The 14,060-nt window shown below is 76.7% G+C and carries 14 protein-coding genes; 7 read left to right on the top strand and 7 right to left on the bottom strand.

Features of this window, described 5'->3' with window-relative positions:
- From ET526_RS19675 to ET526_RS19665, 3 genes are all read right to left on the bottom strand, one after another.
- The coding region (locus ET526_RS19675; RefSeq protein WP_135470506.1) for an MMPL family transporter at positions 1-1,823 on the bottom strand (1,823 nt) is incomplete at its 3' end.
- Positions 1,813-3,510, bottom strand: coding sequence for a CopD family protein (locus ET526_RS19670; protein WP_135470504.1), 1,698 nt, complete (start codon positions 3,508-3,510; stop codon positions 1,813-1,815). The genes ET526_RS19675 and ET526_RS19670, both read right to left, overlap by 11 nt.
- Before the next feature lie 90 nt (positions 3,511-3,600).
- The gene (locus ET526_RS19665) at positions 3,601-4,002 is read right to left on the bottom strand and encodes a copper resistance CopC family protein (RefSeq protein WP_204623731.1); all 402 of its coding nucleotides are present in this window, start codon (positions 4,000-4,002) and stop codon (positions 3,601-3,603) included.
- A 174-nt stretch (positions 4,003-4,176) separates the two neighbouring features.
- Between ET526_RS19665 and ispH the strand changes: the two genes are divergently transcribed.
- Together ispH and hpnH are read left to right on the top strand one after the other, a co-directional pair.
- Positions 4,177-5,121: a 4-hydroxy-3-methylbut-2-enyl diphosphate reductase gene (gene ispH, locus ET526_RS19660; RefSeq protein WP_135470499.1), complete on the top strand. Its 945-nt coding sequence runs from the start codon at positions 4,177-4,179 to the stop codon at positions 5,119-5,121.
- Positions 5,122-5,137: 16 nt separating this feature from the next.
- Positions 5,138-6,304 carry an adenosyl-hopene transferase HpnH gene (gene hpnH, locus ET526_RS19655; RefSeq protein WP_135470497.1) on the top strand — a complete coding sequence of 389 codons (1,167 nt, stop codon included), beginning with the start codon at positions 5,138-5,140 and terminating at the stop codon, positions 6,302-6,304.
- A 130-nt stretch (positions 6,305-6,434) separates the two neighbouring features.
- Here the strand turns inward: hpnH and ET526_RS19650 are convergent, their stop codons facing one another.
- The 4 genes from ET526_RS19650 to ET526_RS19635 all read right to left on the bottom strand — a co-directional run bounded on the left by ET526_RS19650 (position 6,435) and on the right by ET526_RS19635 (position 10,632).
- Entirely contained in the window at positions 6,435-6,776 is a 342-nt protein-coding gene (locus ET526_RS19650; protein ID WP_135470494.1) for a hypothetical protein, read from the bottom strand.
- A gap of 202 nt (positions 6,777-6,978) precedes the next feature.
- Positions 6,979-8,001: an NADP-dependent oxidoreductase gene (locus ET526_RS19645; RefSeq protein ID WP_135470492.1), complete on the bottom strand. Its 1,023-nt coding sequence runs from the start codon at positions 7,999-8,001 to the stop codon at positions 6,979-6,981.
- A 67-nt stretch (positions 8,002-8,068) separates the two neighbouring features.
- The gene (locus ET526_RS19640; RefSeq protein ID WP_135470490.1) at positions 8,069-8,332 is read right to left on the bottom strand and encodes a hypothetical protein; all 264 of its coding nucleotides are present in this window, start codon (positions 8,330-8,332) and stop codon (positions 8,069-8,071) included.
- Between the two features lie 230 nt (positions 8,333-8,562).
- Positions 8,563-10,632, bottom strand: a complete 2,070-nt coding sequence (locus ET526_RS19635) for a 4Fe-4S dicluster domain-containing protein (protein ID WP_204623730.1) — start codon at positions 10,630-10,632, stop codon at positions 8,563-8,565.
- Between the two features lie 103 nt (positions 10,633-10,735).
- On the opposite strand from ET526_RS19635, the gene ET526_RS19630 reads away from it, so the two are divergent.
- The 5 genes from ET526_RS19630 to ET526_RS19610 all read left to right on the top strand — a co-directional run.
- Positions 10,736-11,452 carry a biotin/lipoate--protein ligase family protein gene (locus tag ET526_RS19630; protein ID WP_240048496.1) on the top strand — a complete coding sequence of 239 codons (717 nt, stop codon included), beginning with the start codon at positions 10,736-10,738 and terminating at the stop codon, positions 11,450-11,452.
- The gene (locus tag ET526_RS19625; protein ID WP_135470486.1) at positions 11,449-11,982 is read left to right on the top strand and encodes a DUF6505 family protein; all 534 of its coding nucleotides are present in this window, start codon (positions 11,449-11,451) and stop codon (positions 11,980-11,982) included. Before ET526_RS19630 ends, ET526_RS19625 begins: the two co-directional genes overlap by 4 nt.
- A complete protein-coding gene (locus ET526_RS19620) occupies positions 11,979-13,025 on the top strand; it encodes a DUF6352 family protein (RefSeq protein WP_135470484.1) in 1,047 nt (348 codons plus the stop codon). The genes ET526_RS19625 and ET526_RS19620 overlap by 4 nt, the downstream gene beginning before the upstream one ends.
- Positions 13,022-13,540 carry a DUF3305 domain-containing protein gene (locus ET526_RS19615; protein WP_240048495.1) on the top strand — a complete coding sequence of 173 codons (519 nt, stop codon included), beginning with the start codon at positions 13,022-13,024 and terminating at the stop codon, positions 13,538-13,540. Before ET526_RS19620 ends, ET526_RS19615 begins: the two co-directional genes overlap by 4 nt.
- Positions 13,537-14,060 (top strand): DUF3306 domain-containing protein (locus tag ET526_RS19610; RefSeq protein ID WP_135470482.1); only part of this gene is annotated, 524 nt, incomplete at its 3' end. The genes ET526_RS19615 and ET526_RS19610, both read left to right, overlap by 4 nt.

The following is a 14,060-nucleotide window of genomic DNA, read 5'->3' as shown; positions in this document are numbered from 1 at the left end:
GCCGCCGGCGCGGCGCGGCCGAGCGCCGCCGCCGCCTCGCGCAGCGCCACCGCCGCCTCGGCGTCGCCCGGCGGCGGCTCGGTCACCGGCGGGTCGAGGGTGGGGCCGAGCAGGTCCGCCACGTCCTGGATCAGCGCGAGCTTCGCCGGCTGCCCCTCCGGCACGAAATCGGCCAGGGTGCGGGCATCCGCCACCTCCGGCAGGGATTCGAGCCGCGCCGCCAGCGCCGCCGCCGCCTCGAGGTCGGGGGCGAGCACCTGCACCGTGTTCGGCGTGGTCTCGGGGTCCGCCATCAGGTCGCGGAAGGTGGAGACCGCCTCGGTCTCCGGGTCGCGCAGGTTCAGCGGGTTGGTGTCGAAGCGGAGCGCGGGCAGGGCGGCGGCGGCGGCGAGCGCGAGCAGCAGGATCCCCGCCGCCACCGCGCCCGCGCGGCGCGCCAGGAAGCGGTCGAGCGGCCGCAGCGCCGCGTAGCCCACCGGACGCGCCTCCTCCTCCGGCCCGGCCAGCGCCAGCAGCGCCGGCAGCACCGTCAGGCTGAGGAAGACCGCGATCAGCATGCCGGCCGCGGCGATCAGGCCAAGCTCGGCGAGGCCGCGATAGTCGGTCGGCAGGAAGGCCAGGAAGCCGGCGCAGAGCGCCAGCGCGGCGAGGGCGATGCCGGGCCCGGCCAGGCGCGCCGCGGCGATCAGGGCCTCCGGCAGCGGCGCGTCGCGCAGACGGTGGCGCTGCTCGCGCAGCCGCACCGCGAACTGGATGCCGAAATCCACCCCGAGGCCGATGAACAGCACCGCGAAGGCGATGGAGAGCGGGTTGTAGGGCCCGACCACCACCGCGCCGAAGGCGAGGGTGACCACGAGGCCGAGCACCAGCGTCGCCATCATGGGCAGGATCAGCCGCCCCGAGCGCAGCGCCAGCCAGAGCAGCAGCCCCACCGCGGCGAAGGCCAGCACGTTCTGCGCCAGCGCCCCGCCGAAGACGGTGGAGAACTCCTCGTCGGCCATCACGATGCTGCCGGTCAGGCGCACCCTCACGCCGTTCTCCGCCGTCGCGCCGACCGCCGCCGCCGCCTCCCGCACCGCGGCGGTGGCGGCCTGGCCGGGGGCGAGGGCGGTGTAGTCGAGCACCGGCTGCACCAGCACGAAGCGCCGGAGCGCCATCGGGTCCGGAGGCTGGCCGGTGAGCAGCGCGCTCCAGTCGAGCGGCGCGGTGCGGCCGGCGGCGGCCGCCGCCGCGGCCTCGGCGAAGGCGTCGAGGGCGGGGGCGAACTGCTCCGCCCCCTCCGCCCCCTGCGCCATGCCCTCGGCGATGAGGGCGAGCGAGCGGCCGAGGCCGCGCAGGCTCGGATCGGCGGCGAGGGTGCCGAGCAGGGGCTGGGCGGCGATCAGGCGCTCGGCCGTCGCCTGCACCTCCGCCTCCTCGCGGAAGAGCAGGGCGTTGCGGCGGAAGAACTCCTCCGCGTCCGGGCGGGTGACGCTGCGGAACCGCTCCGGCCGCGCCGCCAGCGCCTCCGCCAGCGCGGCGGCGGCGCGCTCGGCGAGGTCGGGCGTGGCGCCGTCCACCACGATCGCGATGGTGTCGTCGAACTGGGGGAAGGCGTCGCTGAGCGCCCGCTCCGCCTGCCGCCAGGGCAGGTCGGCGGGGAACAGCCGCGCCACGTCGGTGTCGAGGGCGAAGCGCGTCGCCACCGTACCGAGGGCGGCGAGGCCGAGCAGCCCCGCCAGCAGCAGCGTCAGCGCCGGGCGCAGGATGCCGAGGCGCACCAGCGCGGCGGCGGCGCGCCCGAGCAGGGTGCCGCGCGCGGCGGCGGCGTCCTCAGGCCTCACGGTAGGTCACCAGCATGTAGCCGGTCAGCAGCAGGCAGACCGGCCAGATCCAGCGCGCCCGCACCGCCAGCGCCCGCGGGCCGCGCAGCTCGGTCCAGCGGGCGCAGCCCGCGACCAGCGCGAACACGGCGAGCGGCAGGTGCGACAGCTCGATGAGCAGCGCCTCCTTGTAATTGGCCAGGGCGTGGGTGTGGCTCAGCAGCAGCACGCCGCCCGTCAGCATCGAGAGGGGGAAGACGTAGCGGGCCCCCCCGCCCAGCCAGCCGAGCCGCACCGCCCATTCCGACAGGGCGAAGCCCGCCACCAGCAGGCCGAGCAGCTTGTGCTGCAGCGTCTCCGGGTTGCGCAGCCCGTCGAGGAAGGGGATCGGGCCGAGCGGCCAGGTGTCCGGGTCGCCGCGGATGATGATGAAGGCCGAGAGTGCGAGGAACAGCAGCGGCCAGTGCTGCGCCCAGGGCACCCGCCCCGTCGCGTCCAGCAGCGCCGCCAGCCCGACCAGCAGCACCACCAGGCCCGCCCAGTGGTGGTTGTATTCGCTCCAAGCGATGTCCTGTGCGTTGAGGGGGGGCAGCAGCCCCTCGCCCGGCGTGAAAGCCAGCGGGCGGGTCTGCTGCGCGTCCTGCCGGCGCTGCCATTCCGCGTCCAACTGTGCCTGCAGGGCCGGAATGGCAAGGTCCCCGTGGTCGGGGCTGGTCAGGCGGGGCGGGCGGGGGGTGAAGCGCTCCCTGATCTCGGACCAGGCGAGCCGGTCCTCGGGCAGGTCCACGGCGGGCGGGACGGAGGTGAGGGAGCCCGCCACCGCCAGCACCCCGATGCCGAGCGCGATCTCGCACTCGACGAAGCGCCGCAGCCGCCGCAGGCCGCCATCGCCGCCGCCCACCGCCGCCGCCCCGGCCGAGCGCGGCGACGGGGCCATGGCGTGCAGCAGCAGGAAATTGGCGAGGCCGAGCAGCAGCAGCAGGCCGAGCAGCACCGCCTTGGTCGAGGACATGGCGCCGTAGGCGGTGCCGTAGAGCGCCTCCACCCCGCCGAAATAGCCGCCCCAGAAGCCCGCGATGCCGAGCAGGATCAGCCCGACGCCGGTGGCGGCCAGCGCCGAATAGCGCCGCCCGACGCGGCGCGCCGCCGGCGCCGGCAGGCGCAGCGCCGCGAGCAGCGCCGGCAGCCCGCCGAGCCAGAGCGCCGCGCCGAGCTGGTGCAGCGCGGTGGCGGCGAGCAGCGCGCCGCGCCCCTCGACGCGGGCCATGGCGTGGCTGGTCGCCGTGGCGGCGGCGAGCAGCGCCAGCGCGGCGAGCGCCAGCGCGGCCTGGCGGGCGGCGCCCGGCGCGCGGCGCGGCAGGGAGAGCCCGACCAGCAGCACCGTGGCGAGGAGCGCGGCCGCGCCCGCGCGCGCGAAATCGGCGCCGAGCGCGCCGGCGAGGGGGGCCTGCAGCGTCGCCTGCAGCACCAGCGTGGTGAGCGTGGTGGTCAGCAGCGTCAGCCCGAAGGCCGCGGCGCCGGCGAGGAGCACCGCCCGGCGCGCGATGGCGCCGAGCCGCGCCGCCTCCGCGGCCGGCAGGCGGCGGCCGAGCGGCAGGGCGAGGGCGAGCCAGAACGCCACGCTGCCGAGCAGCGCGGTGCGGGCGACCAGCGCGGCGGCGTGCAGCAGCACGCTGGCGAAGCCGTAGAGGTCGAGCAGGAGGTCCAATCGTTCCGCCTTCCGTGAGCGCGCGGCGCCAAGCCTAGCCCAATCCTCGGCATGCGGGCTGTGCGCAGCCACGCATGCCGCACGGGGCAGTCATCGGGCAGGATCAAGGGTGAAGGGGATGTCGCCGCGGGTGATGTGCCCGTCGAGCGCCAGCACCTGCCAGCGCAGCCGCCAGGCGCCCGGGGCGGCGGGAAGACCGGGAGGGAGGGCGGCCTCGAGCGTCGCCGGCTCTCCGGCAGGGTTCGGCTCGAGCGGGATCTGCGCCTGGTCCGGGCCGATCAGCAGCAGGCGGGAGCGGCCATGGTCGATGCGGCTGTTGAAGCGGAGGCGCACCCGCTCCGGCAGCGCCCCGAGCGTCGCCCCGGCCGGCGGGCTGGAGGCGACGATCAGCGCGTGCGCACCAACGCGGCGCGGCCGGGCGGCGCCCGCGAGGGCAAGGCCGAGGAGGAGGCGCGGCAGGGCGCGCCGCGGGTGGCGGAACGGTCCGGCCAAGGAAGAGTCTCCATGTCGCTTCTGTGGGCGGCTCCGGGGCGGCAGGCCCATGCCGCCATTCCCGGGTTGCAACCGGCCGTCAAGGTGGCGCAAGTATCGCATGGCGCAAGCGGCTTCGGGCCGGTGCCGCGCGAACGGGGACGGAAAGGATCCCCGCCGCCGAGGGGGAAGGCAATGCGGATCGTTCTCGCGCAGCCGCGCGGCTTCTGCGCCGGCGTCACGCGCGCCATCGAGATCGTGGAGCGCGCGCTGGAGCGCCATGGTGCCCCGGTCTATGTGCGGCACGAGATCGTCCACAATCGGCGGGTGGTGGAGAGCCTGGAGCGCAAGGGCGCCCGCTTCGTCGAGTCGCTCGACCAGATTCCCCCCGGCGCCGTCACCGTCTTCAGCGCGCATGGCGTGGCGCTCAGCGTGGAGCGGGAGGCGGCGGCACGCGGCCTGCCGGTGCTCGACGCCACCTGCCCCCTGGTCGCCAAGGTGCATGCCGAGGGGCAGCGCTACGCGGCGCAGGGCCGGACCCTGATCCTGATCGGCCATGCCGGCCACCCCGAGGTCGAGGGCACGCTCGGCCGGGTGGAAGGGGAGGTGCACCTGGTCGCCACCGCCGAGGAGGTGGCGCGCCTGCCGATTCCGCCCAGCCGCCCGGTCGCCTACGTGACGCAGACCACCCTCTCGGTGGACGACACCCGCGCGGTGATCGAGGCGCTGCGCCGCCGCTTCCCCGACCTGCAGGGGCCCGACACGCGCGACATCTGCTACGCGACGCAGAACCGCCAGGCGGCGGTGCGGGAACTCGCGCGGCAGGTGGACGTGATCCTGGTGGTCGGCGCCGCCAACAGTTCCAACTCCAACCGCCTGCGGGAGATCGGTGCGGAGTCCGGCCGGCCGTGCTACCTGATCCCCGACGCGGCGGCGCTCCGCAGGGAGTGGTTCGGGGGCGCCGGCGCGATCGGCATCACCGCCGGGGCCTCCGCCCCGGAAAGCCTGGTGCAGGAGGTGATCGCGGCGCTGGCCGGGTGGTGGCCGGTCGAGGTCGCCACCCTGCCCGGCATCGTCGAGGACGTGCAATTCAAGCTGCCGGCCGCGCTCGCCTCTCCGCAGGCGGGCGCGGCGGGCTGAGGGGGCACCGCGTTCCATGGGCATTCCGCTGCGCCAGCAGATCAAGGTCGGCGCCTACATCCTGAAGCAGCACCTGATGGGGCGCCGGCGCTACCCGCTGGTGCTGATGCTGGAGCCGCTGTTCCGCTGCAACCTGGCCTGCGCCGGCTGCGGCAAGATCGACTACCCGGACCCGATCCTGAACAAGCGCCTCTCGGTCGAGGAATGCCTCGGCGCGGCGGAGGAGTGCGGCGCGCCGGTGGTCGCGATCGCGGGCGGGGAGCCGCTGCTGCACAAGGAGATGCCGCAGATCGTGGACGGCCTCCTGAAGCAGGGGCGCATCGTCATCCTCTGCACCAACGCCCTGCTGCTCGAGAAGCGCATAGACCAGTACCGGCCGCACCCGCGCTTCACCTGGGACATCCACCTCGACGGCGACCGCGAGCAGCACGACTGGGCGGTGAGCCGGAAGGGGGTGTACGACCGCGCCGTCGCCGCGCTGAAGCTCGCCAAGGCGAAGGGCTTCCGCACCGCCATCAACTGCACCCTGTTCAACAACGCCGAGCCGGAGCGGATGGCCCGCTTCTTCGACGAGGTGACGGCGATGGGGGTGGACGCCATCATGGTCTCGCCCGGCTACGCCTATGAGCGGGCGCCGGACCAGCAGCACTTCCTGAACCGTCGCCGGACGAAGGAGCTGTTCCGCGGCATCTTCGCCCGCGGCAGGGGCAAGGGCTGGCGCTTCGGCAACTCGCCCCTGTTCCTCGACTTCCTGGCGGGCAACCAGGACTACCGCTGCACCCCCTGGGGCAACCCGACGCGCAACATCTTCGGCTGGCAGCGCCCCTGCTACCTGCTGGGCGAGGGCTACGCCAGGACCTTCCGGGAGCTGATGGAGACCACCGACTGGGACTCCTACGGCACCGGCAACTACGAGAAGTGCGCCGACTGCATGGTGCATTCCGGCTTCGAGGCGACGGCGGTGATGGATGCGGTGAAGCGGCCCTGGAAGGCGCTGGCCGCGCAGCTCCGCGGCCCGCGCACCGAGGGCGAGATGGCGCCCGAGATCGACCTCTCCCGCCAGCGCCCGGCGCAATACGTCTTCTCCCGCCATGTCCAGCAGGCGATGGCGGAGCTCGCGCCCGGCAGGCCCGGGCGCGAGGCGGGGCGGGACGGCACGGCCCCGCCCATGGCGGCGGAGTAGGCGCCGCGGGCGCATCTGCCGCGGCGGATGCGCCGGAGGAGGCCGCGAAGCCGCCGCGGCGCGCCCCTGCCGGTGGCTCCGCCTTCCGCCCGGCTCCGGTGCCGGGGCGGCGCGGCAGGCCGGTCGCGCCTCAGCACCAGTAGTGGCGGCGGTGATACGGGCTCCAGCACCGCGCCCGCGTGGGATGGCGCGGCGCCGCCACCGCCGCGCCCACCGCCGCCCCGGCCGCCGCGCCGATCAGGCCGGTGGCGATGGCGTTCTGCTGTGCCTGCTGGCTGCGCTCGGCCTGCACGGCGGGCTGCATGGCGTTCCACTGGCCGCAGGCCATGCGGTCGCCCTGCTGGCAGCGGGCGGCGAGGAAATTCGCCTGCTGCTCCGTGGGGCCGGGGCCGGTGGCGCAGGCGGCCAGCAGGCCGCACAGCGCCATTGCTCCCGCCAGGCGGCGGAGAAGGGGGGCGGTGGCGTGGTCCATGAGGGGGGCTCCCGTGTGCCCCCCGAGCGTAACCATTACGGTCTCATGTGTCGCTTCCGTAATCCGCCCGCCGGGCTCCGGCGACCTTGGGAGCGGAGCACGGTGTCGCGATGAGAACGAAAGGCATGGGCCCGGACGGAACCCGCCGCGCCCCGTACCGACGGGACGAGGCCCGAGGCCGGTCAGGAACCGGGCGCCGGCATCAGTCCACCGCCACCACCAGCTTGCCGAAATTCCGCCCCTGCAGCAGGCCGATGAAGGCCTCGGGCGCGTTGCGCAGCCCCTGCACCACATCCTCGCGCCACTTCATCCGCCCCTCGCGGATCCAGCCCAGCATCTGGCGGCGGAAGGCGGGGTAGCGCGGCCAGCCGGTGTCGGAGACGATGAAACCCTGGATGCGCAGGCGCTTCCGCACCACCGGGCCGAGATTCGGCCCCGGCGGCGCGCCGGCGGCATCGGCGCCCGGCGCCACGTTGTACTGCGCGATCATGCCGCACATCACCATGCGGCCGAAATCGTTGAGGCGGGGGAACACCGCCGCCTGCACCGGCCCGCCGACATTCTCCCAGTAGACGTCGATCCCGTCCGGGCAGGCGCGGTCGAGCTGCGCCGCGAGGTCGTCGGCGTGGTGGTCGAGGCAGGCGTCGAAGCCGAGCTCCTGCGTCACGAAGGCGCATTTCCGCGGCCCGCCGGCGATGCCGACCACGCGGCAGCCGCGGATCTTCCCGATCTGCCCCGCCACCTGCCCGACCGCGCCCGAGGCCGCGCTCACCACCAGCGTCTCCCCCGCCTTGGGCTGGCCGATGTCCTCGAGCCCGACCCAGGCGGTGAGCCCGGGCATGCCGAGCACGCCGAGCGAGGTGGAGAGCGGCGCCTCCTGCGGATCCACCTTGAACAGCCGCTCCGGCCTGACGCAGGAGAAGCGCTGCCAGCCATAGCCGCCGAGCACCGTGTCGCCCGGCGCGAAGCCCGGCGCGCGGGAGGCCACCACCTCGCCCGCCGTCTGCCCCTCCATCACCGCGCCGAGTTCGACGGGCTTGGCGTAGCTCTTCGCGTCGGACATGCGCCCGCGCATGTAGGGATCGAGCGAGAGGTAGCGGGCGCGCACCAGCACCTCGCCCTCGGCGGGCTCGGGCACCGGGGTCTCGACGATCTCGAAATCGTCGGGCGCCGGCATGCCCTGGGGGCGGCGGCGCAGCAGGATCTGCAGGTTGGTCTCGGCCATGGCGTCCTCCTTCTCGCGCGCAGCATCGCCGCGGCGGAGCGGGCGGGGAAGGGGGCGGGCCGCCGTATCAGCCCTCCGTCCCGCGCGGCGGCGGCAGGCGCGGGCGCATCGCCTCGGCCAGGGCGAGCCAGGGCGTCCAGGCGGCCTGGGCGAGCATCGTCCAGAACAGCAGCGGCGCCGCCGCGTCGAGCCGCCCGAGGGCGGGCGCGGCCTCGAGCGTCACGGAGAGGCGCTCGCCCGAACCGGGGCCGGGCGGGGTGTGGCGGATCTCGATGTCGAGGCCGGGCAGCCGGGCGATCGCCCGGGTCTCGTCCTGCGGAAGGTGCGTCATGGCGGGGGTCCGTGTTGCGTCGTGTCCGGCGGCATCATGCCGCGGCGGCGGCGCCGGTTCCATGCGGCGGCGTCGCGCTTCCCCAAGCGGCTCCTCGTCCCCGGCGCGGCGCCGCCGCGGATCGGGCGCCGGAGCATGGTCCGTTCACCCTGGTTCACGGGACATGCTCCGGCTCGTTGAGCGCACGCCTCTTCACCCGTTCGGGCGAGGCCACCGGAACGGGATCCGCTCTAGCCCTCTCCGCGCTCCGCCGCCTCGCGCAGGTAGTCCTCGGTGGTGCGCACCACCGGGCGGGACGGGCCGGCATAGGGGTCCACACCCTCCGCCGTCACGGCGGCGACGCGGCAATCCTCGCACATCTCCAGCACCGCGAGGCGCCGCGGATCGGCGAACATCCAGTGCCCGCCCGCGACCAGGCGCGCCTTCACCCGCTCGATGCTGCTCCGCGTGCCGAAGGCCTTGCCGCAGCGGGTGCAGCAGAAGGGCTCCTCCTCCTTCACCACCCGCGCCTCGGCGGCCGCGGCGCCGAGGTTCAGCCGCGGCACCAGGGTGATCACCTTCTCCGGGCAGGTGGCGGCGCAGAGGCCGCACTGCACGCAGGCCTCCTCCAGGAAGCGGAGCTGCGGCCGGTCCGGGTTGGCGGACAGCGCGCCGGTCGGGCAGACCATGGTGCAGGCGAGGCAGAGGGTGCAGCCCTCCGCCGCCACCCGCGCCTCGCCGAACGGCGCGCGCTCCGGCATCGGCACCACCGCCGGCGCCGCCCCGCCCGCCGCCCCGTGCAGGGCGCGCAGGGCGCGCAGCGCCACCTCGCGCGGCGCCCCGAGCGGCAGGAAGCCCTCCGCCCGCCAGGAGGCGCCGAGCGTGAGCGCGGGGCGCAGCGCCTCGGCCAGGGCGAAGGGGTCGTCGGTCTCGATCGCCGCCGCGCGCGGCGGGTCGGCGCCGAGGCCGAGCCCGGCCAGCGCCGCCTCCGCGTAGCCGAGGGCGCGCAGCACCCCTTCCGCGCCATGGCCGCGCCGCCCCGGCAGCAGCGCCCGCACCCCCGCGGCCCCCCAGGCGAAGGCGGCGGCGAGCGTCGCCAGGTCGAGCTGCGACACCTCGTTCACCCGCAGCGGCAGCACGCGCGCGGGCAGGCCCTCGCCATGGCGCGCCAGCGCGTCGAGCAGCGGCTCGCCATGCGCCGCGTCGTGCAGCAGCACCACCGCGTCGCGCCCGCCCGCCTCGGCGTAGGCGAGCAGCAGGGCGCGCAGGCGCTGCAGCGTGGTCGCCGGCGGCGGCAGGGCGTAGGTGACGGCGCCTGTCGGGCAGACCGCGGCGCAGGCGCCGCAGCCGGCGCAGATCTCGGCCGAGATCTGCACATGGTCGAGCGGCCGCCCCGTCTCCGCGTCGCGCCCCGGCGCGATGGCGCCGGTCGGGCAGAGCTCCAGGCAGCGCGTGCAGCCGGTGCGGCGGTTGCGGCTGTGCGCGCAGAGCCCGGCCTCGAAGGCGACGAAGCGCGGCTTGTCGAACGTCCCGACCAGCGCCGCCGCGTCGAACAGGGCCCGCTCCACCGCCGCCGCGTCATCGGGGTCGGCGCGGAGGTAGCCCTGGCGGAGCGAGGGCGCCGGGAACAGCGCCGGCCCGCCGGTGAGGTCGAGGATGAGGTCGCAGCGGCTCCGCGCCCCGTCGCGCGCCGGCCCCCAGCGATAGGCGGCGCGGGAGGAGGGGGCGGGCGCGGCGTGGCCGTCCACCACCACCTCGAAGGCGCCGAGCCAGCCGGTGGCGGCGCGGGCGCGGCCGCGCAGGATCGGGAACTCGGCCTCGCGCGGCGGCGTCACCTCCCGCTCCCCGGTCAGCAGCACGGTGAGGTCGAGCCGGTCCTTCAGCCGTTCGGCGGCGGCGATCGCCGTCTCGTCGCGGCCGAGCACCAGCGCCACGCCCTCGCTCTTCAGCGGCACCAGCGGCACGGGCGGGGCGGGCACCGCGGCGGCGGCGAGCAGCGCCGCCATCTTCGGCCCCGCCGCCTTCGCCTCCGCCGACCAGCCGGCATGCTCGCGGATGTTGACGAAGGCGAGGGGGGCGGCGGCGCCGGCCGCCTCGGCCTCCTGCGCGAAGAGCGGCGCCTCCTGGGTGCAGGCCACCGTCACCGGCCGCCCCTCGCCGAGCGCGGCGAGGAAGCGGCCGAGCTCCGCGCGGCAGAGCTGCGTCGCGGCGCGCGGCTCCGCCCCCTCGCGGGCGCAGCCGCGGGCGAGGGCGCGGCTATCGAGCGGCATCGTGTCCTCGCAGCTGCAGACGAAGACGATGCGTCCCGGGGGCTGGCCCATGCGCGGTCCTTCCGATCCTGCCCGGCCGCGCGGCTCTGGGCGCGGCGGGGCCGGGCGCATATATGCCCGGCCCATCCGCCTTGCGAGACCGCGGGAGGAACCATTGCCGAGGGAGGGCGGCCTGCCGGAGCTGCCGAGTCTGTTCCGCCCCATCGCCCTGCGCGAGGGCGCGGACGCGCTCGCCCGCGCCGTGGCGCTGGCGCCGGCGCGCGGCGCCGGCACCCTTGCCTGGGTCGGCGCCTATGCGCGGGCCGAGGCGGCGGTGGTGCTGGAGCCGGAGATGCCGCTCGGCCCGGCGCGCCTCGCCTTCCACGTCGCCGCCACCGCGCTGGCCGATGCGGTGGTCGCGCTCGGCCCGCCGGAGCTGCTGGTGCAGCTCCGCTGGCCCGGCACGCTGCTGGTGAACCGCGGCGCCTGCGGCCGGATCGCCCTCGCCGCCCCGCCCGGCGCGGCGGAGACGGCGGTGCCGGAGTGGCTGGTGGTGGGGATGGAGCTCTGCCTCGCCTTCCCGGCGGGCCACGAGCCCGGCACCGACCCCGGCCGGACCAGCCTGCAGGAGGAGGGGTTCGAGCGCGCCGTCTCCGGCGCCGAGCTCACCGCCGCCTGGGCGCGGCACCTGCTGGCCGGGCTCGACGAATGGCAGGCGCGCGGCCCGCGCCGGGTGGCGGAGCGCTTCCTCGCCCGCCTGGTGGACGAGGCGGAGGCGCCCGGGACGCGCCGCGGCCTCGATCCCGCCACCGGCGCGCTGGTGCTGGAGCGCGACGGCGCCCGCCGCCACCTGCCGCTTCGCCCCGCGCCGGAGGATGCGCGATGGCGATGACCCGCCTGCCCCGCACCATCCGCCTCGACCCCTCCGACACGATGGTGTTCGAGCGCGCCGCCGAGCCGGGCGAATGGGCGGTGCCCGGCGGCTTCGCCTTCTGGGACGACGACCCGGAGGCGCTGACCGGGCGGCGCCGCCAGGCCTTCCGCGCCGGCTTCCTCGGCCTGGCCTCCTTCGGCTGGTCCACGCTGGTGGAGGTGGCGGAGGCGACGCCGGAGCAGCGCGAGGCCGCCCTCGCCGCCCTCGCCGCGCATCTCCGCGCCGCCCATGGCGCGCCCGACGAGGCCGCCGCCCGTGCGGCGGCGGCGGAGGAGATCGCCTTCGCGGAAAGCCTCTGCGACCATCCGCCGGGGACGGTGCTGGCGCTGTCCCGCACGGCGGAGGGCGGGGCGGTGCGCGAGCGCTTCCGCACCCTGCGCCGGCGCGCCGGGGCCGCGCCGGCGGTGTTCGCCCTGGTGCCGGTGGAGGGCGAGGAGGAGCCGGCGGAGCGCCCCGACCTCGCGGCGCTGGCGCGGGGCGGGCGATGAGCGGCGCGGTCCTCCCGGCGCCCGGCGAGTTCTGGGTCGCCTCCGGCCATCAGCTCTGCGACCGCGACGCGGCGGGGCGGCTGATCCCCACCCCCGACCTCTGGCGCGCCTTCCTCGCCCGGCCGGAGCTGGTGCCGCCCGTCGAGGCCTGCGCCGCCGAGCGGGCGCTGCACGCGCGGCTGCTGGAGGCGCCGCTGCGCGCCGTGGCGCCGGCCGAGATCGCCGCGCTGGCCGACCCGGACGCGCGGGAGAACTGGCGGCTCTTCCTCGGCTTCCGCGACCGCTTGGCCGCCTTCCCGACGCTGGAGCACGCCTGGGTCGGCCTGTTCCGCGGCGACGTCTCCGGCATCCCGCCGCTGTTCCTGCAGATGCTGACGCATCTCGTCACCCGCGCCGCCATGGAGGGAGAGGGCGATCCCTTCACGCTGCGCGCCGCCGAGATCCTGTTCCGCCCGCAGCGCGCCGCCATCCACCAGGGCGCGACGCTTCTCGCCGACGAGGAGGTGGTGGAGGCGCGCGCCCGCGACGGCGGCCTCGGCGCGCTGGGGCGGCTGCTCGCCGAGGCCGGCGCGCCGCCGCGCCAGGCCGAGCTCGACGTGCTGTCGGAGGCGAACGCCCCCGGCTACGCGGCGCGCTCGGACGCGCACGACCTCGCCCTCGACATCGCCGAGGGGCGCCCGGGCCAGCGCGGCCTGGCGCGGGCGCTGGAGCGCTTCATCCGCCACCTGCTCGGCGCCGAGGTGGCGATCCGCCCGGTGCCGGTGATCGAGGACCGGCACTGGAGCTGGCATGTCGGCCTCGACGCCGAGGCGACGGCGATCGCCAACGACCTCTGGCACGGCCGCAAGGTGGCGCAGGAGCGGCTGGCGCGCATCCTCTGGCTCGGCACGCTGGAATTCGCCGATCCCGCGCGCGTGCTGCCGCGCGTGCGGGGCCGGCCGGTCCACCTCGCCCTGGCGATGGACGTGGCGCGGCGGGTGCGCGCCAAGCCGCAGAACCTGGCGGCGGGCCTGCCGCTGCTGCACGGGGAGGAGGCGCCGTGAGCGACCTGCCGCGCCTGCCGGAGAGCCTGCTCATCCCGGTCGCCGTGCTGGTGGAGCGCCGCCCCGGCGCCACGCCCTGGGCGGAGTGGTCCTGGCGCGCCGTCGGGGTGCTCGAGGACGCGCCCGCCCTGCCGCCCTGGACGGCGCTGCGCGAGTCGGAGGGGCGCACCCTGTTCCTCGCCGGACGGGCGGAGGTGGCGCTGCACCCGACCGACACCGCGAATTACCGCGACAACCTGCTGGCCGATCCGCCCAGGGTGTGGGTGGTGCTGCGCCCCGCCGCGGCGCCGCCCGGCCTCGCGCTGCACGCCGTCACCGTGGATGCGGGGGAGGCGCATCTCTACGCCGATGCCGGCAACGACCTTCTGGAGGCGCTGCCCATGCCGCCCTTCCTGCGCGCCGCGGCCGAGGCCTTCGTGGCGCGCCACCATGTCGAGCGCGGCTTCCACAAGCGCCGACGCGACCGCGCCGACCCCGAGGCGCTCGGCCGCCGCGGCGGGGGAGGGCACGGATGAGCCGCGACGAGGAGGGCTTCCTCGCCCGCTGGTCGCGGCGCAAGCGCCAGGCGGCGGCCGGCGCGGCGGAGCCGGAGGAGCCCCCACCCGCCGCGCCGCCGGCCCCGGCGCCGGCCGAGGCCCGGCCCGAGGAGGAGGAGGCGTTCGACCTGGCGAGCCTGCCGCCCGTGGAGAGCCTGACCGCGGCGAGCGACATCACCCCCTTCCTGCGCGCGCGGGTGCCGGCGCTGCTGCGCCAGGCGGCGCTGCGGCGGCTGTGGTCGCTCGACCCGGCGATCCGCGACTTCGTCGGCCCCGCCGACTACGCCTGGGACTACAACGCGCCGGCCGGGGCGCCGGGCTTCGCGCTCGACCTCGGGGGCGAGGTGCGCCGCCTGCTGGCGGAGGCGACCGCGCCCGCCCGGACGGCGGCGCGGGAGGCCGAGGCCGCGCCGCCCGAGGCCCCGCCGGAGCCGCCCGCCGTCCTTCCGCCCGCCGAAGGCGCGGCACCGGAGGCCCCGACCGAGGGCGCGGCGGAGGC

Origin of the sequence: Crenalkalicoccus roseus (assembly GCF_004761865.1) — a bacterium.
GTDB lineage: Bacteria > Pseudomonadota > Alphaproteobacteria > Acetobacterales > Acetobacteraceae > Crenalkalicoccus > Crenalkalicoccus roseus.
Note: the sequence above shows the minus strand (reverse complement) of the source record. Positions and strands in the feature narration are given on the sequence as shown.